This is a genomic window from Stenotrophomonas sp. STEN018, from assembly GCF_056760235.1.
This window is the reverse complement of sequence record NZ_JBRREK010000017.1, coordinates 52,949-76,373: the sequence shown is the minus strand read 5'-3', so window position 1 is coordinate 76,373 and position 23,425 is coordinate 52,949. Positions and strand designations below refer to the sequence as shown.

At 62.8% G+C, this 23,425-nt stretch carries 19 protein-coding genes; 16 read left to right on the top strand and 3 right to left on the bottom strand.

The features are described 5' to 3' along the window. Nucleotides 1-11: 11 nt before the first annotated feature. The 12 genes from cheY to ACVOMB_RS08770 all read left to right on the top strand — a co-directional run bounded on the left by cheY (nucleotide 12) and on the right by ACVOMB_RS08770 (nucleotide 14,806). Complete coding sequence (cheY, locus tag ACVOMB_RS08825; protein ID WP_296250556.1) at nucleotides 12-404, top strand: chemotaxis response regulator CheY; 393 nt, start codon at nucleotides 12-14, stop codon at nucleotides 402-404. After that, nucleotides 404-1,024 (top strand): protein phosphatase CheZ, encoded by a 621-nt coding sequence (locus ACVOMB_RS08820; protein ID WP_481530821.1) that lies wholly within the window; start codon nucleotides 404-406, stop codon nucleotides 1,022-1,024. The genes cheY and ACVOMB_RS08820 overlap by 1 nt, the downstream gene beginning before the upstream one ends. A gap of 3 nt (nucleotides 1,025-1,027) precedes the next feature. Beyond that, nucleotides 1,028-2,890, top strand: coding sequence for a chemotaxis protein CheA (locus ACVOMB_RS08815; RefSeq protein ID WP_481530820.1), 1,863 nt, complete (start codon nucleotides 1,028-1,030; stop codon nucleotides 2,888-2,890). A 255-nt stretch (nucleotides 2,891-3,145) separates the two neighbouring features. After that, complete coding sequence (locus ACVOMB_RS08810) at nucleotides 3,146-3,886, top strand: flagellar motor protein (RefSeq protein ID WP_481530819.1); 741 nt, start codon at nucleotides 3,146-3,148, stop codon at nucleotides 3,884-3,886. Between the two features lie 3 nt (nucleotides 3,887-3,889). Next, nucleotides 3,890-4,837 (top strand): flagellar motor protein MotD, encoded by a 948-nt coding sequence (motD, locus tag ACVOMB_RS08805; RefSeq protein ID WP_481530818.1) that lies wholly within the window; start codon nucleotides 3,890-3,892, stop codon nucleotides 4,835-4,837. Beyond that, entirely contained in the window at nucleotides 4,837-5,619 is a 783-nt protein-coding gene (locus ACVOMB_RS08800) for a ParA family protein (protein WP_481530817.1), read from the top strand. Before motD ends, ACVOMB_RS08800 begins: the two co-directional genes overlap by 1 nt. Continuing rightward, on the top strand, nucleotides 5,574-6,596 hold the full coding sequence (locus ACVOMB_RS08795) for a chemotaxis protein CheW (RefSeq protein WP_481530816.1): 1,023 nt from the start codon (nucleotides 5,574-5,576) through the stop codon (nucleotides 6,594-6,596). The genes ACVOMB_RS08800 and ACVOMB_RS08795 overlap by 46 nt, the downstream gene beginning before the upstream one ends. Nucleotides 6,597-6,935: 339 nt before the next feature. Continuing rightward, entirely contained in the window at nucleotides 6,936-7,244 is a 309-nt protein-coding gene (locus ACVOMB_RS08790; RefSeq protein ID WP_481530815.1) for an STAS domain-containing protein, read from the top strand. Continuing rightward, nucleotides 7,241-7,606 (top strand): response regulator, encoded by a 366-nt coding sequence (locus ACVOMB_RS08785; protein WP_038688521.1) that lies wholly within the window; start codon nucleotides 7,241-7,243, stop codon nucleotides 7,604-7,606. Before ACVOMB_RS08790 ends, ACVOMB_RS08785 begins: the two co-directional genes overlap by 4 nt. 36 nt (nucleotides 7,607-7,642) lie before the next feature. Then, a complete protein-coding gene (locus ACVOMB_RS08780; protein ID WP_481530814.1) occupies nucleotides 7,643-9,604 on the top strand; it encodes a chemotaxis protein CheA in 1,962 nt (653 codons plus the stop codon). A 298-nt stretch (nucleotides 9,605-9,902) separates the two neighbouring features. Continuing rightward, a complete protein-coding gene (locus ACVOMB_RS08775) occupies nucleotides 9,903-12,164 on the top strand; it encodes a methyl-accepting chemotaxis protein (RefSeq protein ID WP_481530813.1) in 2,262 nt (753 codons plus the stop codon). A 410-nt stretch (nucleotides 12,165-12,574) separates the two neighbouring features. Then, entirely contained in the window at nucleotides 12,575-14,806 is a 2,232-nt protein-coding gene (locus ACVOMB_RS08770; RefSeq protein WP_481530812.1) for a methyl-accepting chemotaxis protein, read from the top strand. 210 nt (nucleotides 14,807-15,016) lie between these two features. Here the strand turns inward: ACVOMB_RS08770 and ACVOMB_RS08765 are convergent, their stop codons facing one another. The 3 genes from ACVOMB_RS08765 to ACVOMB_RS08755 form a co-directional block, all read right to left on the bottom strand. Then, complete coding sequence (locus ACVOMB_RS08765) at nucleotides 15,017-16,411, bottom strand: FAD-binding oxidoreductase (protein WP_481530811.1); 1,395 nt, start codon at nucleotides 16,409-16,411, stop codon at nucleotides 15,017-15,019. A gap of 34 nt (nucleotides 16,412-16,445) precedes the next feature. Further along, nucleotides 16,446-17,468: a GNAT family N-acetyltransferase gene (locus tag ACVOMB_RS08760; protein ID WP_481530810.1), complete on the bottom strand. Its 1,023-nt coding sequence runs from the start codon at nucleotides 17,466-17,468 to the stop codon at nucleotides 16,446-16,448. A 118-nt stretch (nucleotides 17,469-17,586) separates the two neighbouring features. After that, entirely contained in the window at nucleotides 17,587-18,339 is a 753-nt protein-coding gene (locus tag ACVOMB_RS08755; protein WP_481530809.1) for a class I SAM-dependent methyltransferase, read from the bottom strand. Nucleotides 18,340-18,692: 353 nt separating this feature from the next. On the opposite strand from ACVOMB_RS08755, the gene ACVOMB_RS08750 reads away from it, so the two are divergent. The 4 genes from ACVOMB_RS08750 to ACVOMB_RS08735 all read left to right on the top strand — a co-directional run bounded on the left by ACVOMB_RS08750 (nucleotide 18,693) and on the right by ACVOMB_RS08735 (nucleotide 23,366). Next, nucleotides 18,693-19,460 (top strand): flagellar brake protein, encoded by a 768-nt coding sequence (locus tag ACVOMB_RS08750; protein WP_481530808.1) that lies wholly within the window; start codon nucleotides 18,693-18,695, stop codon nucleotides 19,458-19,460. 453 nt (nucleotides 19,461-19,913) lie between these two features. Continuing rightward, nucleotides 19,914-20,405 carry a chemotaxis protein CheW gene (locus tag ACVOMB_RS08745; RefSeq protein WP_481530807.1) on the top strand — a complete coding sequence of 164 codons (492 nt, stop codon included), beginning with the start codon at nucleotides 19,914-19,916 and terminating at the stop codon, nucleotides 20,403-20,405. Between the two features lie 124 nt (nucleotides 20,406-20,529). Next, the gene (locus tag ACVOMB_RS08740; RefSeq protein ID WP_481530806.1) at nucleotides 20,530-20,913 is read left to right on the top strand and encodes a hypothetical protein; all 384 of its coding nucleotides are present in this window, start codon (nucleotides 20,530-20,532) and stop codon (nucleotides 20,911-20,913) included. 83 nt (nucleotides 20,914-20,996) lie between these two features. Beyond that, on the top strand, nucleotides 20,997-23,366 hold the full coding sequence (locus ACVOMB_RS08735) for a methyl-accepting chemotaxis protein (protein WP_481530805.1): 2,370 nt from the start codon (nucleotides 20,997-20,999) through the stop codon (nucleotides 23,364-23,366). Nucleotides 23,367-23,425 lie beyond the last annotated feature (59 nt).

Below are 23,425 nucleotides of genomic sequence, written 5' to 3'. Positions count from 1 at the left end.
AGGAAAGTCTTTTGAACAAGAACATGCGCATCCTGATCGTTGACGACTTCTCGACGATGCGCCGCATCGTCAAGAACCTGCTCGGCGATCTGGGCTTCACCAATACCGCCGAAGCCGAGGACGGGCATGCCGCGCTGTCGATGCTGCAGAGTCAGCCGTTCGATTTCGTCGTCACCGACTGGAACATGCCAGTGATGACCGGCATCGAGCTGCTCAAGGCCATCCGCAACGATGCCAAGCTCAAGACCTTGCCGGTACTGATGGTCACCGCCGAGGCCAAGCGCGAGCAGATCATCGAGGCCGCACAGAGCGGCGTGAACGGCTACATCATCAAGCCGTTCACCGCGCAGACGCTGGAAGAAAAGCTCGGCAAGATCTTCGAACGCCTGGCAGCGAGCGCCTGATGAACCAGCTCGGGGAAGCATTGAGCGACAAATCGGCCCTGGTGCAGCGCCTGCAGGACGCACTGGCAGCATTGGAAAGCGGCGACGAAGCCGGTTGGCGCCGGGAAATCGACGCGCTGGCCGCCCTGCGCGCGCAGCCGATGATGTCCGGCCTGGGCCGGCTCGCACGCGAACTGGGCCAGGCACTGGGCGAACTGCCCAGCGTGCCCAGCGAAGCCGGCGAGCTGGATGATGCCTGCGCGCGTCTGGACCATGTGGTGCAGATGACCGAGCAGGCCACCCATCGCACGCTGGATCTGGCCGAAGAATGCCGCGCGCTGACCGAACGCCTGCGTGCGGACGGGCTGAATGCCGAACAGGGCGAAATCCTCGAGCGCATCCGCCACAACCTCACCGAAGTAGCGCTGACCCAGAGCTACCAGGACCTGACCGGGCAGATCATCCGCCGCGTGGTCGGCATCGTCCGGCGCGTGCATGAAGGTTTCGGTGCGCTTGGCCTGCCGCCACCGGAAGAAGATGCACGCAACCAGGGCCTGGCTGGCCCGGCCGTCAATGGCCTGGACCGCCACGCCGTGTCGCAGGTGGACGCAGACGATCTGCTCTCGGACCTGGGGCTGTAAGTCATGAGTGCTTTTGCCGACGACATCGCCGCCGACTTCATCCTCGAAGCGCAGGAGATCCTGGATCGCCTCGGCGAGCAGCTGGTGACGCTGGAACAGGCACCGCACGACAGCGAGCAGCTCAACGCCGTATTCCGTGGTTTCCACACACTCAAAGGCGGCGCCGGTTTTCTGGCGATCCATCCGATGGTGGAGCTGTGCCACGCCGCCGAGGAAACGCTCGGCATGGCCCGCGCCGGCAAAGCCGAACTGCTGGCGCATCATTTCGACGCCGCCCAGCAATCGCTGGACTGGCTGCAGGCCATGCTCGATGCGGTGTCATCCGGCACTGAACCGGAGCATGCACCTGCAGCGCTGATCGCCCAGTTCGATGTCGGCGCTGCACCGGTTGTTGTAGCGGCGCAACCCGTTGCTGCCGCCGCCGGTGACAGCGACCTGATCAGCGAAGACGAATTCGAAGCCCTGCTCAACGAACTGCATGGCAGTGGCACGCCCGGCGCCCAGCCTATCGTTGCGGCAAAGGCCGGCGATGAGCTGATCGATGAAGACGAATTCGAAGCCCTGCTCGACAAGCTGCATGGCGGTGCCGCACCCGGTGCAGTCGCCGTGCAACCGATTCCTGCTGCGCCCAAGCCCAAGCCGCCCGCGGCACCCGTCGCACCCGCACGCCCCGCTGCAGGCGCAGCCAAACCGGCTGTCGCAAAGGCTGCCGAGCCCGAGCACACCGTGCGCGTGGACACCAAACGCCTGGACGCCATCGTCAACCTGATCGGCGAACTGGTGCTGGCCCGCAACCGGCTCAAGACCTTGCGCATGCGCCTCAAGGACGAAGAACTGGACCGTGCAGTCTCCACCCTGGATATCGCCACCGCACGCCTGCAATCAGCGGTTATGCGCACCCGCATGCAACCGGTCGGCAAGGTGTTCTCGCGCTTCCCGAAGGTTGCCCGCGATGTTGCGCGCTCACTGCAGAAGGAAGTCGATCTGGAGTTGATAGGCGCCGATACCGAGCTGGACCGCAACCTGGTCGAAGCACTGGCCGATCCATTGGTGCATCTGGTCCGCAACGCCATCGACCATGGTGTCGAATCGCCGGAACTGCGCGAGGCCCAAGGCAAGCCACGGATGGGCCGGGTACGCCTGTCCGCTCAGCAGGAAGGCGACTACGTCAGCATTGAAGTCCAGGACGACGGCGCCGGCATCGACCCGGAACGCCTGCGTGCCAAGGCCCGCGACAAGGGCTTGCTCGACCCGGAAGCCGCCGCCCGCCTGACCAGCGAAGAATGCCTGCACTTGGTGTTCCTGCCAGGTTTTTCGACCAAGCAGGAAGTCACCGACATCTCCGGCCGTGGCGTCGGCATGGACGTGGTGCAGTCTCGCATCCGCGAGCTCAGCGGCCAGATCCAGATCCAGTCCGAGCTGGGCCGTGGCAGCCGCTTCCTGATCCGCGTACCGCTGACCCTGGCGATCCTGCCAACCCTGCTGGTGCAGGCTGGCGAAGACGTCTATGCCCTGCCCTTGGCGCGGGTAATGGAAGTGCTGCATGCACCAGCAACCTCGCTGGGTTGGTTTGACGGCCGCGCCGTGCTGGATCGCAAGAGCCACACACTCGCCCTTCTCGATCTGCGCCAATGGCTGGGCGTTACCCCGGCGCCATCGACGCTGTTGACCATCGTCGTGCTGCAGATGGGCGAAGCCCGTTTCGGCCTGGTGGTGGACCAGGTGCGCGGCCGCGAGGAAGTGGTGATCAAGCCGCTACCGCGTGCGCTGCGCGGCCTCAACGGCTATGCCGGCGCCACCTTGATTGGTGACGGACGTATGGCACTGATTCTGGATGTGGATGGATTGCGTGGAGTACAGGGCTGAGCAATGCAGACGCAAGCCGGCTGCAAACCCTGCACCCTCGCTATCCAACGGGGAATCGCGATCCCGACTGTCCCCTCTCCCGCCTGCGGGAGAGGGCGCCCCGCGAAGACGGGGCGGGTGAGGGGCGCTTTTAGCTTCTAAAGCTTGAAGCTGCCCTCACCCCAACCCATCTCCCGCAGGCGGGAGATGGGCTAAAGCAAGCAGCAGCACCGCTCATTGATTCAAGACCGCTACAACGAGGCCGATATACGCACCATGGACCGACTCAGCATCATTGGACTTTTCCTCGCCCTCGCCTCCCTGGTGGGTGGCAGCATCCTCAAAGGCGCTGGCCTGTCCTCGCTGTGGTCACCTGCTGCCTTCGTGATCGTCATTGTCGGCACCCTCGCGGCAATCCTGCTGCATACCTCGCCGGCCGTGTTCAAACACGCCTTCAAGATCGTGCGCTGGGTGATTCGCCCTCCCGCCAGCGACCGCCGCGCGCTGGTCCAGCAGATCGTGGACTGGAGCAATATCGCCCGCCGTCAGGGCCTGCTCGGCCTGGAGCCGCAGGTTGAACTGCAGGACGACCCCTTCATCCGCAAAGGCCTGCAGTTGGTGGTCGATGGCGTCGAGCCGGACACCATCCGCCACATGATGGAAATTGAACTCGGCAGCCAGGAACAGCAGGACCTGGCCGCCACCAAGGTGTTCGAAGGCATGGGTATCTACGCCCCAACATTGGGCATCATCGGCGCCGTGCTCGGCCTGATCGCGGTGATGAAGAACCTTGCCGACCCGAGCAAGCTCGGCCACGGCATCGCCGCTGCGTTCACCGCCACTATCTACGGCATCGCCTCGGCCAACCTGCTGTTCCTGCCGGTATCGGCCAAGCTCAAGGGCGTGATCGCCAGCAGCTGCCGCGAGCGCGAAATGATCATCGAAGGCCTGATCGCCATTGCCCAGGGCGAGAACCCGCGCAATATCGAAAACAGCCTGGCCGGCTTCGTGAACTGAACCATGGCCCGGCGCAAGCACCACGAAGAGCACGCCAACCACGAAGCATGGGCTATTCCCTATGCCGACCTGATGACGCTGTTGCTCGCCTTTTTTGTGGTGATGTACGCCATCTCGTCCTTGAACGAAGGCAAATACCGGGTCATGGCCGACGCCTTGACCACTGCCTTTGGCGGCGCTCCGCGCACCATCAGCCAAGTGCAGGTGGGCAACAAGCAACTGCAGGGCGGCGGTTTTGACTCACCATCGGTGATCAGCGCACCCAGCATGACCGGCGGCGCACTGGCCGATCCCACCCAGCTGCCGTCGATGGCATCGCATATGCGCATGCCGGTTTCAGCGCACAACCAGGAACAGCTGCAGCGCGCCGAACGCCAGCTCAACCAGATCGCTGATCGCCTGAGCAAAACGCTGGCCCCGCTGGTCAAGCAAGGCGTCATCACCGTGCGTCGCACCGAGCTGTGGATCGAAGTCGAGATCAACAGCGACATCCTGTTCGGCACCGGCTCGGCAGCGCTGGACGTCGGCGCCCGCAAAACCCTGGGCACGCTGGCCGACGTACTGCTGGACGCGCCCAATGGCGTGCGCGTGGAAGGCCACACCGACAACCTGCCGATCGCCACCGCGCAGTTCCCGTCCAACTGGGAATTATCGGCAGCGCGTGCAGCCAGCGTAGTACATCTGTTCGCCGATCACGGCGTGCAACCACAGCGGCTGGCGATGGTCGGTTACGGCCAGTTCCGCCCGCGCGAAAGCAACGATGCGCCCGAAGGGCGCAACCGCAACCGGCGGGTGATGGTGATCATCCTCGCCGATTCGGCAGCCGCAGCCGATCTGCCTGCTGCCAGCAACACCACAGCCAGTACCCGCGGCGATGACGGCAGCGGCGGCAGTTCTGCCGCAAGCGCCGTACGCAGCGCGGTACCGGCGGTCATCGAAGGAGTCCAATGATGCGCATCTGGGCCATAGCCAACCAAAAAGGCGGCGTCGGCAAAACAACCACCACATTGTCGCTGGGTCGCGGCCTGGCCGCACGCGGGCACAAGGTGCTGCTGATCGACCTGGACCCCCATTCCTCGTTGACCCGCGCTTTTGGCGTGCCAATTGAACCCGTGCCGCAGGGCGTGCAGGAGCTGTTCGCCGCCCCGCCGCATGAAATCGCTGCATTGGCCCGCCACAGCGATATTCCCGGGCTGGACTACCTATGCGCGCAGGCCTCGCTGGCAACACTGGAGCGCCGCAGTGCCAACCAGCCCGGCCTGGGCCTGGCCCTGCAGCAGGCCTTGGCACGTCATGGCGAACAGCACGACTACATCCTGCTCGACTGCGCGCCGACGCTGGGCCTGCTGATGATCAATGCACTGGCCGCGGCCGATCGCCTGATCATCCCGACCCAGGCCGAACCACTGGCCCTGCACGGATTGGACGGTATGGTCCGCACCGGTGAAATGGTCGAGCGCTCGCGCAAGCGTGCACTGCCGATCTCGGTGCTGCCGACGCTGTTCGACCGCCGCACCCGCGCCGGCAACGAGACCTTGAAGCTGATGCAGGAACGTCACGGCGAGCGCGTCTGGGAAGACGCGATTCCGGTTGACACCCGCATCTGCAATCCTGCCGCACTTACCGTTCCGGTGATTGGCGACGATTATCCAGGGCGCGGCATGGCCGCGTACCGTCACGCGCTGGAATGGCTGCTGCTCAGCGAGGCCGCGCAGCTGGAGCGCGCCGCATGAGCAACGACGTACTCGACGACTACCTGGGCGAACTGCTGCTGGAAGCGGTACCGGAAGCGGTGGTCGCAGCGCCCGCCAAATCGCAGGCGTTCGAAGCGCCGGGCGACAGCGCCGAACTTGAAGCAGTGTTCGAAGCCGCACTGGCCGAGGCGCAAGCCAAGCCAGCCGCCGCCGCTCCTGCTCCTGCTCCTGCTCCGCAAGCCATCGCGCCCGGCGATACCGCCGCTTTGCAGGCCGCGTTCGATGACGCGATGGCAGCCACCAGCGCCGCCAATGCCGGCCGGCCGCCAACCTGGGATGACCTGCCGGACGAAGTGATCTACGAAACCGGCCCGGCCGAAAGCCGCAAGCTCGCCCATAGCGACAGCGCCAACCTGCAGGCTGCGTTTGCAAGCGCAGCCGGCCTGCCTGCGCCCGCAGTAGCCCCACCGCGCAACGTCGCCAACGTTCGCAACTTGGACGAGCGCTCAGCAGACGCACGCCCCAGTACCTGTCAGGAACTACAGGCACAGGCACGGCGCCCAGCCGACGGCCCGCAGCAGCGCCGCGCCTCGGAGCGCAGCTCGCGCTGGCTGCGCCTGCGCTGTGGCCAACAAACCTACGCATTGGAACTGCTGAAAGTGCAGGAAGTGGTGTTGCCGGTACCGTTGCTGGCCCTGCGCGGCACCGGCCCGGCAATGCTCGGCATCATGAACCTGCGTGGCCAGGTGGTGCCGGTGATGGATCTGTGCCGTCACCTGGAAGTGCAAAGCGCCCCGGAAGACTCACAGACCCGCATCGTCGTACTGGAAGAGAACGGCGAGACGCTGGGCCTGCGCGTATCGGCGGTGGAAGACGTCGCCAACCTCAATGACTCACAGATCGAGCCGCCAGACACCGCGCGCATCTGCCAGATCTCAAACGAACTGTTTCGCGGCATCGCCCGCATCGGCCAGCAACCGATGATCCTGCTGGACGCCGGGCGCCTGCTGCGCTGAGCAAAGCCTTGCCTGCTCTCTTTCGCGAAGCAAAGGGGAGGAGGCAAAGGTAGTGCCGAGCCATGCTCGGCAGAGGCTTTGCCGGTAAGTCCCCAGCCGAGCATCGTTCGGCTCTACCCGATCAACAGCTACCCCTCCCCAACCCTCCCCTCCGCCTTCGGCGCAAGGGAGGGAGCAGAGCTCAGCCCTCCCCAACCCTCCCCTTCGCCGCGCGAAAGGGAGGGGGCGAAGCTACAAAACCGTGCGCCCGTTAACACTATCTGCTGCAGCGCATCGCGGCGCTAAAGATCGCTGGCATATCGCCGCTATCTCTCCCAGTAACGTTTGTTCGGAGCAACGATGAGCACTGTGGCCCTGTCGCAGGATCTCGGGATCGAGTCCACCAGCGAGTTGAAACAACACCTGGCAACCCACCTGCCGCAAGCGGGCGAGTTGCGCGTGGATGCCAGCCAGGTGGGCCGCGTGCACACCGCTGCGATGCAGGTACTGTGCGCCTTTGTGCTGGCCCGCCAGCAAGCAGGCAACGGCACCGTCTTTGACAACGCTACCGATACCTTCCGTGATGCCGCGCGCCTGCTCGGTGTCCTCCGGACCCTGGGTCTGGAAGCAACCCCTGACACAACGAAATCTGTGGAGAACGCTGCATGAGCGCACGAATCTTGGTGGTGGACGACTCGGCGTCAATGCGCCAGATGGTCTCTTTCGCCCTCACCTCGGCCGGCTTTTCGGTTGAAGAAGCCGAGGACGGCGCGGTCGCCCTGGGCAGGGCCAAGGGCCAGCGTTTCAACGCCGTGGTCACCGACGTCAACATGCCGAACATGGATGGCATCTCGCTGATCCGCGAACTGCGCCAGCTGCCGGACTACAAATTCACGCCGATGCTGATGCTGACCACCGAGTCGGCAGCCGACAAGAAATCCGAAGGCAAGGCCGCCGGCGCTACCGGTTGGCTGGTCAAGCCGTTCAATCCAGAACAGCTGGTTGCCACCGTACAGAAAGTCCTGGGCTGATCAGCCCACCTGCCCCACCGATCGGATACCGCGCCAATGAGCATGGACCTGCAACGTTTCCACGCCACCTTCTTCGAAGAAAGCCGCGAAGGGCTGGATGCAATGGAGGCCGGCCTGTTGGCGCTGGAAGACGGCCAACACGACCCCGAAGTCATCAACTCGGTGTTCCGTGCCGCGCATTCGATCAAGGGCGGCGCCGGCACCTTTGGTTTTGACGCCGTCGCCGCGCTGACCCATGTGCTGGAAACCCTGCTCGATGAGCTGCGTGCCGGCAAGCGCGTACTCGAAAGCAACGCCGTTGACGCGATGCTGGGCTCGGTGGACGTACTGCGCGCCTTGCTGCGCGAAGTCGAACACGGTCAGCCGGCCGACCCGGCAGCGGTGAAGGCGATAACCGATCGTCTGCAGGCCGTGCTGGCCGGTGACGCACCGGTCGCCGTTGCTACCGTGAAACAGGAAGAAACCCCAGACGCCTGGCAGATTGGCTTTGCCCCGGCACCGTCGCTGTTCATGAGCGGCAACGATCCATTGCGCATCATCCGCGAACTGGAAACCCTGGGTTCACTGCACGTCGAACCACGCATGGCGCGCCTGCCCAGTTTCGATCAGCTCGATCCGCTGGAAGCCTATCTGGCCTGGGATCTGGGCCTTGTAGGCAAGGTGCCGCGCAGCCGGATCGAAGACACCTTTGCCTGGGTGGTTGATGACTGCGAACTGGATATCCGTCCAGCCGCGCCACCGAGCCTGGCCGTCGAAGCACCACCCGCTGTCGTTGCCAACATTGCCGAGGCTGCGGTCAAGGCGCCGACCAGCGGGCAACAGCATGAGGCTGAAAGCTCGATCCGGGTCAGCGTCGACAAGGTCGATGCGCTGATCAACCTGGTCGGCGAACTGGTCATCACCCAAGCCATGCTCAAGCAGGTGTCCGGCGGGCTGGATCCGGCTCACGCCGAGCAGCTGCTGGCAGGCCTTGATCTGCTTGAACGTAATACCCGCGACCTGCAGGAGGCCGTCATCGGCGTGCGGATGTTGCCGGTCGACGCTGTGTTCCGGCGCTTCCCACGCCTGGTCCGCGACCTCTCCAGCCGTCTGGGCAAGCAGGTGCGCCTGCGCACCATCGGCGAAGGCACCGAGCTGGACAAGGGCCTGATCGAAAAGATTGCCGATCCGCTGGTGCATCTGGTCCGCAACTCCATCGACCACGGTCTGGAAATGCCGGACGTGCGCCGCGACGCCGGCAAGGACGAGACCGGCACGATCACCCTGGCTGCGTCGCATCAAGGCGGCCACATCGTCATTGAAGTCAGCGACGACGGCCGCGGCCTGAACCGCGACAAGATCCTGGCCAAGGCGCTGGAACGCGGCTTGAGCGTGCCGGACAACCCCACCGACGCACAGGTCTGGGATCTGATCTTCCAGCCCGGCTTCTCTACCGCCGACGCTGTCACCGACCTGTCGGGGCGTGGTGTCGGCATGGACGTGGTCCGTCGCAACATCCAGGCACTGGGTGGCGAAGTTCAGCTGGAAAGCCGTACTGGTGCCGGCACCCGCGTACTGATCCGGCTGCCGCTGACGCTGGCCATCCTCGATGGCATGACCGTCTCGGTTGCCGGCGAAACCCTGATCCTGCCATTGGCCTATGTACTGGAAGCACTGCAGCCGCAGCCCGATGACATCCGCAGCATGGCCGGCGAAGGCCGCGTGTTGCGCGTTCGTGGCGAATACTTGCCAATCCTGTCGTTGGGCCAGTACTACGGCTATCCCCACAATCCACAGGCCGAGCCCCTGGTGGTCGTGGTCGAAGGTGATGGCCAGAAGATCGCGCTGGAAGTGGATGAGCTGATCGGCCAGCAGCAGGTTGTCGTCAAAAACATCGAAAACAACTACCGCCGTATCAGCGGCGTCTCCGGCGCCACCATCCTCGGCGATGGCCGGGTTGCGTTGATCGTCGATATTGGTGGTTTGGTGCGTTCATTGCGTACCCAGCAAGCCGCCTGATCACGCGGTAACAAGCATCTGACGCCGCACTCCCAGCAATTGGGCGTGCGGCGTTTTGCTGTGCAGCCAGTCCTGCAGGAAGCGGCACTGACCGTTGATCCGTCGGCCGCTGCGGGGCGGCTGAATCACAGCCGCAGAACGCCTTCAAGAACACCGCAGACGTGCCGATACCGCATCGCAATGCAATCAGGTTGTCAACCAGCCTGGGCCTCCGTCGCGGCCTGCAGCACGCACGACATACCCCAGGAGCGCCGGACCTGTGGGTCACCCCCAATGCCTGTCTACGGAGATGTCTGCAATGAAGTGGTTCCAGAATCTGTCGATCACGCGAAAGCTGGTGCTTGCGTTCTGCAGCACCAGCCTGCTCACCCTGTTGCTTGCGTTGTTCGCACTGTGGCGGATGAACGTGGCCGACACCCAGATACAGCAGGTCAACAACAATTGGATGCCGGCGGTACAGCAGCTTGGCGAAATGCGCGCGCAGCTCGGCGAGTATCGTACCTTCGAGCAGGCCCAGCTCAACTATCAGGGCAACCCCGAGCAGTTGGCCGACTACGACAAGCGCTTGGCCGACACGCGCAAGCTGATCGAAGCGGCGGAGAAGGCTTACGACGATATCGAAGCCGGTTACAGCGCCAGCGAACTGGCCCTGTACGAGAAGATGAAGGAGCTGCGCGCTGGCTACTTCGAGGCGCACGACCGCATCGCTGCCGCCATCGCAGCTGATGACTTCGTCACCGCGAACGCCATCTCCAGCGGCGACTCACGCAAGCTGCGACGTGCCCTGTTCGACCAGCTCAAGCAGATGTCGCAGTACAACCAGAACCAGCTGACCAAGCAGACGGCAGAATCGCGCAGTGCGCACCAGCGTTCGTTGATTGCCATCGTGATCGGCCTGGGCCTGGCCTTGCTGCTGGCAACCGCACTGGGCTGGGCAATCATCCGCGCGATCATGCTGCCGCTTGCCGATGCCATTCGCGTGGCCGACGACGTCGCCGCTGGCAAGCTGGACCGCCGTATCGATGCCTCGCGCCGCGACGAAGTCGGCATGCTACTGCTGTCCATGCAGCGGATGCAGGCGCAGCTGCAATCGGTGATCGGCGCACAGCGTGAGATGGCCCGCCAGCACGAAACCGGAATGATCAGCTACCGCATGGACGAGGCCGCGTTCCCCGGCGACTACGGGGTGATGGTCAAGGAGAGCAACACGCTGGTCGCTTCACACATCCAGATGCTGCTGTCCGCACTGGAGATCATCAAGCGCTATGCCAACGGCGATCTGTCGGTCGACATTGAACGCCTGCCCGGCGAGAAGGCCGTCATCACCGAGACAGTGGATGCGGTCAAGGCCAGCCTGTCGGCGATCAACAGCGAGATCAAGCGTCTGGCCGGTGCGGCCGCCCTGGGTGACTTCTCGGTGCGCGGCGATGCCAACGCCTACCAGCATGATTTCCGCGACATGGTCAGCAGCCTCAACCAGCTGATGGAAACCACCGATGGCAATCTCTCCGAGCTGTCGCAGCTGCTGCAGGCCATCGCCCGCGGCGACCTTACCGCGAAGATGCAGGGTGACTTCCACGGCGTGTTCGCCAATATGCGTGACGACGCCAATGCTACCGTTGGTCAGCTGACCGATATCATCGGTCGTATCCAGCACGCGGCCTCCAGCATCAACCTGGCCGCGAGCGAAATCGCCACCGGCAACAGCGACCTGTCGCGTCGTACCGAGCAGCAAGCCGCCAACCTGGAAGAAACCGCCGCCTCGATGGAGGAGCTGACCTCCACCGTGCGCCAGAACGCCGAGCACGCCCGTCAGGCCAACCAGCTGGCGATAGGTGCACATGGTGTGGCCAGCCAGGGCGGCAACGTGGTTGGTCAGGTGGTCACCACGATGAGCGCGATCGAAGCCTCGTCGAAGAAGATCGCCGACATCATCAGCGTGATCGATGGCATCGCCTTCCAGACCAATATCCTGGCGCTCAACGCCGCCGTGGAAGCGGCACGAGCCGGCGAACAGGGCCGCGGTTTCGCCGTGGTCGCCTCGGAAGTACGCACCCTCGCCCAGCGCTCGGCCGCTGCGGCCAAGGAGATCAAGGGCCTGATCGACGATTCAGTCGGCAAGGTCGGCGAAGGCTCTGCACTGGTGCGGCAAGCTGGCACCACCATGGACGAAATCGTCACCTCGGTGCAACGCGTGACCGACATCATGGCTGAGATCTCGGCAGCCTCGCAGGAACAGAGCGCCGGTATCGACCAGGTCAACCAGACCGTCATGCAGATGGATGAAACCACCCAGCAGAATGCCGCGCTGGTGGAAGAAGCCACTGCAGCTGCACGCTCGATGGAAGATCAGGCCAACCAGTTGGCCGAAGCCGTGGCAGTGTTCCGCACCGCTACGGACAACACCAACAAACTGCCAAGCAAGCCATCGGTCACCGCTGTCACCGCTTTCACCTCGGCCTCACCGCGCCCGCAACAACGCCTGCGCACAGTCGCCGCCAGCGCACGTAGCGGACAGGCCGCACTGAAAATGGATGATGGAGATTGGCAGGAATTCTGACCTGTCTGTCGTCCTTACAAGCCCCCGGCGCGCTGTGCCGGGGGCTTTTTTGTTTCCGTGAGTTCGTCGGACGAGGTCGCGGATTCCAACGGTGCTTCCCGACTGATCGTAAGAGAGCTCGTGAAATAGTGTGAAATCGTGAATGGCCACACATTCCATCCGCAGGACCCGTCACTGAATTCTATTGATGTCTTTGAACTGCTAAGTGACGTGATATTTGCGTGAACAATTGTGCTGAATTCTTCAGAATTCCAGACAGTTAGTCCCCTACAGCGAACTCAGAAAACGCCGTTATCGGCTATGACAACGCCCGCATAGGCTTGCGGCGTGGACACAGCACTGTGTGATCCAGGGTTCAACAGGACCCCTGCGCAGCGCCCCAAATCTGCAGTCGATCCGGAGAGTCAGAGATGGAGTTCTTTCGCAACCTCAGCATCGCCAGAAAACTCGCAGTTGCTTTCACCCTGACCACCCTGACCACCCTCGCCATGGGCGGCTTTGCCGTGCAACGTCTGCATCAGGCCACTGCCCAGCTCGACCAGGTCAGCACCCGCTACATGCCCGCCGTCCAGTACCTGGAGCAGATGCGTGCGGACCTGGCTGAAATCCGCATCGCCGAGTTGTCGCAGCTCTCACATCTGAACGAACCAGCCTATGTAGCAGAGTACAACCAGCGCATCGTCGAACAACGGCAGAAGCTGGCCGAGCACCGCAAGCAATATGAAGTGCTGCCCGCCGACGCCACCCAGCAGGGTTTGTACGCTGAGTTGAGCAAAACCCTGGACGCTTACTTCAATGCCCACGCATTGATGGAGAAGGCGATCACCGAAGGTCAGTTCGAGCTGGCCCAGAACATCTCCAACGATCAATCACGTATCAGCCGACGCGACCTGTTTGATGCCGTTGAGAAACTCAGCGCTCACGTCGCCTCGGTACTGGACAAGGAAGTGGCCGAGGCCAACGCCGCGCAGACCCGCAGCACCACCGCAATCATCGTCTGCATGCTGCTGCTGGGCTTGCTGTCTGTTGTCTTTGGCGTGGTTATCGTGCGTGCCATCGTACGTCCGGTGAACGATGCCGTGCGCGCTGCCGACGATGTCGCCAACGGACGCTTGGACAGCATCCTGGACAGCAGCCGCAAGGACGAAGTTGGCGCACTGCTCGCCTCGATGCAGCGCGTACAGAACCAGCTCAAAACCGTGATCGGCGCGCAGATCGAGATGGCGCGAGAGCACGACCAGGGCGCGATCAGCTTCCGCATCGACGAATCCCGCTTCCCCGGCGAATACGGGCGGATGGTGCGCGAGGTCAATACCCTGGTTGCCCAGCACATCGGGGTCAAGATGCGCGTGGTTGAAGTCATGCGCCACTACGCCCGCGGTGATCTGTCGGTGGACATGGACCGTCTGCCAGGCGAAAAGGCCGCCATCACCCAGGCCATGGACAGCACCAAGGCCAGCCTTTCGGCAATCAACACCGAGATCAAGCGCCTGGCCCATGCGGCCGCGGCCGGTGACTTCAGCCAGCGTGGCAATGCCGATCAGTTCGAGCACGACTTCCGCGACATGGTCGGTGGCGTCAATTCGCTGATGGAAACCACCGAGGACAATCTCGGCCACCTCTCTCGGCTGCTGCAGGCGGTTGCCCAGGGTGATCTGACCCAGCGTATGGAAGGCGATTTCCACGGAGTATTCGCGCGCATGCGTGATGATGGCAATGCCACCATCGAGCAGTTGACCGGCATCGTCTCGCGCATCCAATCGGCCAGCGGCAGCATTAGCTTGTCGGCCAGCGAAATCGCCACCGGCAACGATGATCTGTCGCGGCGGACCGAGCAGCAGGCGGCCAATCTGGAAGAAACGGCCGCATCCATGGAGGAGCTGACCTCCACCGTGCGCCAGAATGCCGAGCACGCACGCCAGGCCAATCAGCTGGCACGTGGTGCGGCCGAGGTTGCCGCGCAGGGCGGCAACGTGGTCGGGCAAGTGGTGACTACGATGAGCGCGATCGAGGCCTCGTCCAAGAAGATCGCCGACATCATCAGCGTCATCGACGGCATCGCCTTCCAGACCAACATCCTGGCGCTCAATGCTGCGGTGGAAGCGGCACGCGCCGGTGATCAGGGCCGCGGCTTTGCGGTGGTGGCATCGGAAGTGCGCACGCTGGCGCAGCGCTCGGCGGCGGCAGCCAAGGAGATCAAAGGCTTGATCGACAACTCGGTCGACAAGGTCGCCGAAGGTTCGCAACTGGTACGCAACGCCGGCAACACCATGGACGAGATCGTTGCCTCGGTACAGCGCGTCACCACCATCATGGCCGACATCTCCTCTGCCTCGCAGGAGCAGTCCACCGGCATCGACCAGGTCAATCAGACCGTCATGCAGATGGATGAGACCACCCAGCAGAACGCGGCATTGGTGGAAGAAGCCACCGCCGCCGCACGCTCGATGGAAGACCAGGCACATCAGCTCACTGATGCGGTGGCGCAATTCCGCCTGGCAGGCTCGGTAAGTGCGTCGCTGGCGAAAGTCGCTGCCAGCCCGGGAGCTGCACCGCCGCGTGGTCGTCCGGCATTGCGGGCCATCCCGAAGTCGACCAGTCGCGCGCCGGTCGCCAGTACGGACGATTGGCAGGAATTTTAAGTTGACGATGTTGGCGACGGGGTTTTCTTCATCCTGCTGGCTGCCCCCGAGCAAGAGCCTCCCCTCACCCCAACCCCTCTCCCGCTTGCGGGAGAGGGGCTGAAGCGTAGTGCCGAGCCATGCTCGGCAGGGGCCTCACCAGCGAAAGGCCGCCCTCACCCAAACCCCCGCTCAGCGCCCGCTGGCGTAAGCGAGACAGGGGTTAAAACCCTAACCACCTACGTGCTCGCGCTCCACCACATCCGCGCCCAACACCGACACGCCCGGAAAAACACCTTTCGCGTCATAGCGCAGGCGCAGCTGCTGTAGTCGTCGCCAGATATCGGCGGAATAGCAGCTGGCAACCTCGTCCGAACGAGACTCAAGATCGAACTCGTTGATGTAGCTACCCGTTGCCACCGTTGCCAGCTGGTCGTAGACACTGTGCAGCCAATCCCGATTGAGCTCATCCTCATCCTCGTCATTCCATTGCGCGTAGGTTGAGACCGATAAGCGCCCACGCAACGAGTACGCCGCGTCGCAGAACGCATGCTCTGGCCGCACAATCACCAGGGAGAACGTGGCCGGCGACGGGCGCGCCTGCATTCCGGACAGCAACGCATCGGCCGCCTTTTCTATCGCGTCGGTCATGATGTTGTCGGCCCGGTAGCGCTTGCTGACCATGGCTTGCTCGGTCTGTCGATAGATCGGATCGAAGCTATCCAACACCTGTTCGGCGAACTCGCCTACCCACGGATCAATGTCCGCGCGCAGTGCTTCATGCAACGCCACGGCCTGGGTACTGTCGTCGCAGAACACGCTGGCACTCAATCCGACGGGCACGCCCTCAGCCCCGCCAAGTACCAGCATGATCTGCACCCGAGGGTCGTCGCTACGCCCGCCCAGCGCCATCAACAGATGCTTGAGGTTTGCTGCGTCCACCGGGTAGCCACGTGACAGCATCGCTTTCGGTGCAGGCCAGACTTTCAGATGGAAACGAACCACCACGAAGAACAGGCAAGGGCCGCCACCGCGTGCCGCCCACAGCAGCTCTGGATTCTCGGTCTCGCTGACGTGCAGCAGCTGGCCATCGGCGGTCACCACATCCAAAGCACGGATGTTGAAAGTACTCATCCCGCCCCAGGCATCACAGTTGATGCCCAGTCCGCCACCGAGCAGGAAACCGGCAAGTCCAACTTTTCCTCCGTGGCCCGTGGGGAACGCCAGCCCGTGTGGGGCCAAGGCGTGCGATAGCTGGGCACTGGTCACGCCAGGCCCAACCGTCACCATCTGCTGCTCCGCATGAACCTCAATCGCGTTCAGCAACGACAGGTCCAGCAACAGACCGCCGCGATGAAAGAAGCTGCCTGCATAACTATGCCCGGAGCCTTTCATTGCCACTCGCAATCTATGCGGGCGCGCAAAGTCGATGCTTTTGATTACATCGTCGATGGACGCAGCACGCACGATGTATTCAGGATACCGTTCAAAATCACGCTTGTTCCATGCGGTGCTGTAGTACCAGCTGGCGTACTCGGCATGATGGCGCGACCTGACCTTGCCCTCCAGCGTTTGCGAGAAGGCACGGAAGTCGTCGGGAAGAATCTTCGGGTGCAGCGGGTCCATGTCAGTTCCCTTGGATAGGCCAGATAGATCGGGGTCAAGCGGCCACGGTGCTGGTCGCCGAATACAACGGCAGGGGCAGCAGCCCCAATCGGGTCTTGATCCGCGCGTTCAAGCGCCCGGCTTCGATGGTGCGTACACCAGCAGCCAGTGCCCATTCGTAGGCATACGCGAAACTGATGGTGTAGGGACTGTATTCCGTCAGGTCGTAGCGCATACCCGCCGACCAGATGCACATCAGAGGGCCATCAACGAAGCAGATGAGTCCGCCCACCACCACACCCTTGTCTTCAATCATCACCAGCCGCACCAATCCGTCGCAGGTCCGTACGAATCGCGCCAGCGCCTGTGCAGGGAAATATTGCGGGGTTCCGTTGCGCGCGGTGGTCTGCTGGCACAGTTCGGTCAGCTGCTCCAGGCGTTGGTCGAACGGCGGAGCCAGGAACTTGATCTCCGCATCGGCAGCCGCGAACTTGCGCAGCTGCCGGGTCATCTCGTAGCGACCATCCTTGGGCAGGGCTTTCACCACTGCGTCGAAACCATCGAAGCGGGTCATGTCCATGAAGTATCTGTCGACCAGATAGCGCACTTCCAGGCCCTGTTCCGCCAACTGTTGCCGGGCCTGGTCGCGCGCCACGTTCAGGACCCCAACGTATTGCGCGTCCACAGAGATGGCCAACGCTTTCAAAGCACCCACCAGCCCCTGCTCAACGGCGGCTCCAGGCACAGCGATGACTTCGCTGTCGAAACAATGCATGACATGACTGAACAACCCGGTCTGCCCGCGGTCGCTTTCGATTCCGGCAGTCCGTGCCAGCAACCCGAACGGGTCAACCGTCTGCACGGTTTGCAGGTAGGCGGGCAGGAACCCGACCAAACGCCCTTCGGCACGCGCCAATAGATAGAACGCACCTTTTATCGCCAGCAAAGGCGAACGCTCCGCCGCGCACAGGAAGCGCCAATCGTAAAAAAAAGACGCCTGACTTGCCTGATGGAACTCACGGTACTCGGCCTCATCCACCGCATCGATGGAAAGCCGGACCTCCACTTCAATGGACATTGCCTGACCCTCAGGATCGCCTAGCACCCGGGGTATCAAGCCGGGGCAGGAACGAAAAGATGGTTCATTGACGGCGACTCCGCCGTCGCCGGGAAAGACTACCTATCGGCGATCGCAGCTAGCGCTTGCGACACTCGATGATTGCTGCGTGTGGCTCATCCACATACGCCTGCAGTGCCAGCGGCACTTCTGACAAGTCGTGCTTTGCAGCAAGTGTGGGGTTGGACCATTGGATCGAGTCCGCGCCGGCCTTGCGTAATGCCGCCTCAATCGCCTGTTGCGACCAGTACCAGGCATGCACGCTGGCGTCGTACTGGCGATAGCGCAGATCCAGGCGCAGGCGCCCACCTTCGTGATACGGCTGCGCACTGTCATCAGGCGTCAACGTGAAACCGCAGCCTTCGTAGTAACTGGGCGCTGGCGCGTAATGCGGATGGATAGGCAGGGCAATCAATCGCCCTCCAGCGCGCAGCGGTGCCATCATCTGCGCCGCCATCTGATCGAGCTCGGCCAGCGTCGTTGCATACGGCAGCACGTAGACCGCCAACACCACATCGAACGCAGCCTGGCTGACGTCATCCAATGTGGAGCGGAAATTGATGTCCAAGCCATCGCGCTGTGCGCAACGTCGTGCGTAGTCGAGCATTCCTTCGGCGAGATCGTAGCCCACCACCTTGCGTGCACCGGCACGCTTCAGCAACCGTGAGTAGTAGCCGCTACCGCAGCCGAACTCCAGAACATCCAAGCCTTCCAACCCGCCCAACGCAGCAAACACGCTTGGCGTCTCGATGTACTTGCGGAAGGGCCACGTTGCCATGTCCTCGTAGAGCGCACCCAACTGATCGAACTGATCTGCTGCTTCCCTGCTCATCTGCTGTTCCCTTCTTTTGAGGGTACTGCGGTGGAAGAAGTTGCAGATCCTCACGGATCGGAATGCCCAAAACCGTGATGAAAATCACACATCATCGATAATTCACACACTTCTCTCAAAGATGAAATGGGATGTTCAGCTGCCGTCAAGCTGCCGGAACCTTCATTTCCATTACTTCCGGCCTTGCCGCCGATAGCTGGATGTACCCACTCCCCAACCTGTCGGCAAATCTCCCGCTGAATACGGACACTCGTAACTATTCAACTAAAGATGTTAAAAAGGCGGCCGTTATCACAGTTTGTAGCGCCTTCACCTGCGCTGCGCTGATCTTCGACCTCATCGCAACCGTGTCCATGCCCGACCAAGAATCGCCCGCACCGACGCCCTCCCCGCACGCCGGCAACCTGTATGCCGACGACCGATACATGGTGCGCAACGCGCACCAGGTGCGGCACCTGCTGCAGGCCATGATTGATCAGCGCTCGATGATCAACGTGCACCCGGATGGCCGCGACCAGGCCTTCCCATCGGCGGTGCTGGACGTGGACATGCATGGGCTGGTGCTGGATGCCAGCCCGGTGCCCTCGATCAATCGCACGGTAGAGACCGCCAGCAACCTGCTGTGCTTTGGCCAGGTCGACAAGGTCACGGTCCGCTTCCAGCTGGAAGGCCAGCGCCGCATCGACCGTGACGGCCACGTTGCCTTCGAGATTCCGCTGCCCGAGGAGGTCTATCACCTGCAACGGCGCGAGTTCTACCGACTTGAAACCCCGGTCGGTGATTCGCCTTACTGCGTGCTGCCCGACCCGGACGGTGGTGAAGCCAGCCGCTGGCGAGTATTGGACATCAGCGCAGGCGGTATGGCGCTGCTGCTACCGCCCGACCAGAACCTGCTCAAGCTGCAGAGCCGCTACAGGTGCGTGCTGGAGATCCCTGAAAGCGCTCCAATCTCAACCCCGCTGGTGGTCTGCAACCTGCGTCAGCAGAAGCAACCCAATGGCACGGAGATGACCCGCATCGGCCTGCGCTTCGACGACCTGCCGCGCGGCGCGGACAACAGCATCCAGCGCTATATCTTCCGCATTGATCGTTTACGCAAGGCGCGTAGCAACGGCGATTGAGGCGGAAGCCCTTTCGGGCACCCAGCTTTGACTTGGGCTACTGCTGTTGAGCCGTCATTCCCGCGCAGGCGGGAATCACTCTCGGTTCCTGTTCCGGTTCCGGTTCTTGCTTCGGCTTCCAGGCTTCGCTCCTGGTCGCCATACGCTCGCTTGCGCGGAAATGACGGCTTAACAGCAACGGCTGAAACCGAAGGCCCAGCCCAACCCCACTCCCAAAGCCAAGCTTCGCCAGCCAACATCACTACCCGTATCACCCAGCACCCAATAGCGCTGCCTCGCGCCACGAAATGACGGAAAAATGGCAGCTTCAAATATGATGGCGCGCACATTTCCAACTCAACACCCAATCGCACCCGAGCTTTCCCTGCCGGCCTCCTAAAGTCCCCCGTCGCAACGCCGATACCGGTGCATCAGCCGCATCGCCACGGCAGCCCGCCAGGACCAGGATCCGCCATGAATGACTCCCGCAGCACGTCCACCGACACCACCGGTGGCGAGTACCTCAGCTTCACCCTCGGCAACGAGCACTACGGCGTGGATATCCTCAAGGTGCAGGAAATCCGCGGCTACGATGCGGTCACCCGCGTGCCGGACGCACCGGACTACATCAAGGGTGTCATCAACCTGCGCGGCACCATCGTGCCGGTCATCGACCTACGCCTGAAGCTGCGCCTGGACGAGGCCCGCTATGACGCCTTCACCGTGATGATCGTGCTCAACGTCGAAGACCGCGTTGTCGGCATCGTCGTGGACAGCGTCTCCGACGTGATTCCGCTCAACGCCGAGCAGATCCGCCCGACCCCGGAGTTCGGCGCTGCGGTCGATACCCGCTTCATTTCCGGCATCGGCACCCAGGACGATCGCATGCTGATCCTGCTGGATATTGAAACCCTGCTCGACACCGCCGACCTCGGTCAGCCGAGTGTCACCGAAGAAGCGGCCTGAGCGGCAATTTCGCAAAGTCGATCACAGTTTCATGCATGCAATTCAAGCGCCGCTTCTACTGGCCGATAGCCATTGCATGCCTGTCCTCCCCGACCGGCCCTACTTTCCCATCCCGGAGTTTCCGATGTACAAGCATGTACTTCCGCTGTTTGCTGCCACCGTACTGGCGACCGTCGCGTTCGACGCAGTTGCCGATGCCGAGATGATCCCGCCGGAAAGCGCCGCGCGTTTCGCTGGCAAGGACGGCATGGTCTGCGGCAAGGTCGAAAAAGCCCGCTACGCCGAAGGCTCCGAAGGCCAGCCGACCTTCCTGCACATGGGCGGCATGTTCCCGCGCCACACCTTCTCGGCGCGTATCGCCGGCAGCAACCGCAGCAAGTTCGGCTTCCCGCTGGAAACCCTGGAAGGCAAGACCGTCTGCGTGATCGGCAAGATCCAGCGCGACGCATCGCGCGCCGAAATCGAAGTGGCATCGCCGGCCAACCTGAAGCTGGCAAACATCAAGTAATCCGCCTTTCGTCACGCCGGCTCAGCCGGCGTGCCACCCCGCGCCTATGACATGGCGGGGCCTGTTCCCGGAGATCGCGCAAGATGCAGTGGATCAACTCGCTGAAACTGAAGCCGAAGCTGATGCTGACTTTCGGCGTCGTGCTGTTCGTCATGTTGTTGCAGGGCATCGTCGCGTATCGCGGCCTGCACTCACTGAACAACGCCACCACCGACCTCGCTGAGAAACGTACCCCCAGCCTCCGCACCACCGGTGAGTTGAGTGGCATGGTCAGCGAGTACCGCAACGCGTCCTATCAGAGTTTGATCCGCGCCAGCGATGACGTAAAAGCCGACGCGAAATCACGCGCAACTGAGCTGCGCATGCAGATTGATACCACCATCGCCGCGTATCCGAAGCTGATCGACAGCCCGGAACAGAAGAAGCTCTTCGACACATTTGTCGCCGACTGGGGCAAGACGGCAGCTTCCTACGACGCAGTCAGCGAAATGCTGGCGCTGGACCTGCCGGATGACGCCATCGATACCTTCGTTGGCGAAACCCGCAACCTGCACCGCAAGGCTTATGCAGCCCTGCAGGCACTTGCCGCAAGCGACAATACCCGCGCCCAGGCGGCCGCCAAACAAGCTGCGGAAACCTATCGCGCGTCGGCCCTGCTGATCATCATCGCCGTGCTGGTCGGCGGCGCTGCCGGCCTGGCACTGATCTGGTTGTTCGCCCGCTCACTGGTCAACGCAATGCGTGGCGCCGTGGATGTGGCCAATGAAGTTGCGAGCGGCAAGTTGGACGGCACCATCGACCTGTCCCGCGCCGACGAGGTCGGCGACCTGTTGCGTGCCATGCAGCGCATGCAGCGCGACCTGCGTGAACGCATCGAACGCGATCAGGTCATCGCCAACGAGAATCTGCGCATCCGTACCGCACTGGATTACTCGTCGACCGGCGTGTTCCTGACCAACAACGATCTGGAGATCGTTTACGCCAACCGCGCCCTGCTCGACAAGCTCAACGAGCATCAAGAGCAGATCAGCGGCGCGCTCAGCCAGTTCGACGCCAGCAAGCCGCTGATCGGCCAGCCGGTAACTGTGCTTGAACACCGCGGCGAAGTAGATGCCAAAGTTCTGGAAGCACTGGACAGGACTGGCGTCTTCAAGCGCGAAATGCGCTTTGGCGAAGCCGAGTTCGCGCAGACCATCTCGGTCATCCGCGACGACAACAATGTACGCGTCGGCCATGTCGTCGAGTGGCGCGACCGTAGCACCGAAGCCCAGGTTGAGAAGGAAGTGGCGCGCATCATCGAAGCCGCCGCAGCTGGCGACCTCAGCGGCCGCATCGGCACAGCCGACAAGGACGGCTTCTTCCTGCAGCTGGCCAGCCAGATCAACGGCCTGCTCGACGCCAACGCCAGCAGTCTGGAGCAGATCTCCAACCTGCTGTCGGGCCTGTCCCGCGGCGACCTGACCGTACGCATGCACGGCGAGTACCAGGGCGTGTTCGCCACCATGCGTGACGACGCCAATGCCACCGCAGAGCAGCTGACCGGCATCGTTGGCCGCATCAAGCAGTCCTCGGTCTCGATCAATTCGGCGGCTACCGAAATCGCTGCCGGCAACAACGACCTGTCGCGTCGTACCGAGCAGCAGGCCGCCAATCTGGAAGAAACCGCCGCATCGATGGAGGAATTGACCTCCACCGTGCGCCAGAACGCAGAATCGGCGCGTCAGGCCAACCAGCTCGCCATCGGCGCCGCCTCGGTTGCCTCGCAGGGCGGAGACGTGGTCAGCCAGGTAGTCACTACCATGACCCAGATCGAGCAGTCCTCGCGCAAGATCGCCGAGATCATCTCGGTCATCGACGGCATCGCCTTCCAGACCAATATCCTGGCCTTGAATGCGGCAGTGGAAGCCGCCCGTGCCGGCGAACAGGGCCGCGGCTTTGCCGTGGTTGCATCGGAAGTCCGTACACTGGCGCAGCGTTCGGCCGGTGCGGCCAAGGAAATCAAGGGCCTGATCGACGACTCGGTCGGCAAGGTCGCCGATGGCTCGGCGCTGGTCCGCAAGGCCGGCACCACCATGGGTGAGATCGTCGCCTCGGTACAGCGCGTGACCGACATCATGGCCGAGATCTCCGCCGCTTCGCAGGAGCAGTCCGCCGGCATCGAGCAGGTCAACCAGACCATCGTGCAGATGGATGAAACCACCCAGCAGAACGCCGCACTGGTGGAAGAAGCCACCGCCTCCGCCCGGTCAATGGAAGAACAGGCCGTCCACCTGGCAAACGTGGTGTCCGTGTTCCAACTGGAAGATGGTGCTATCGAGACCATCAGTCCCAAGCCCTTGCGCGAACCGGCACCCCGCCCTGCCAGCCAGGCTCCGGCACCCGCACCGCGTCGCCGTACCGCCGCCCGGGCCGCAGTAGCCGAGATGGCCGATTCGGACTGGCAGGAGTTCTAAGCGATAGCGTCAACGGCCTCGGCGGCAACGCTGCCCACCCAAGCCATTGAGCAACCCGG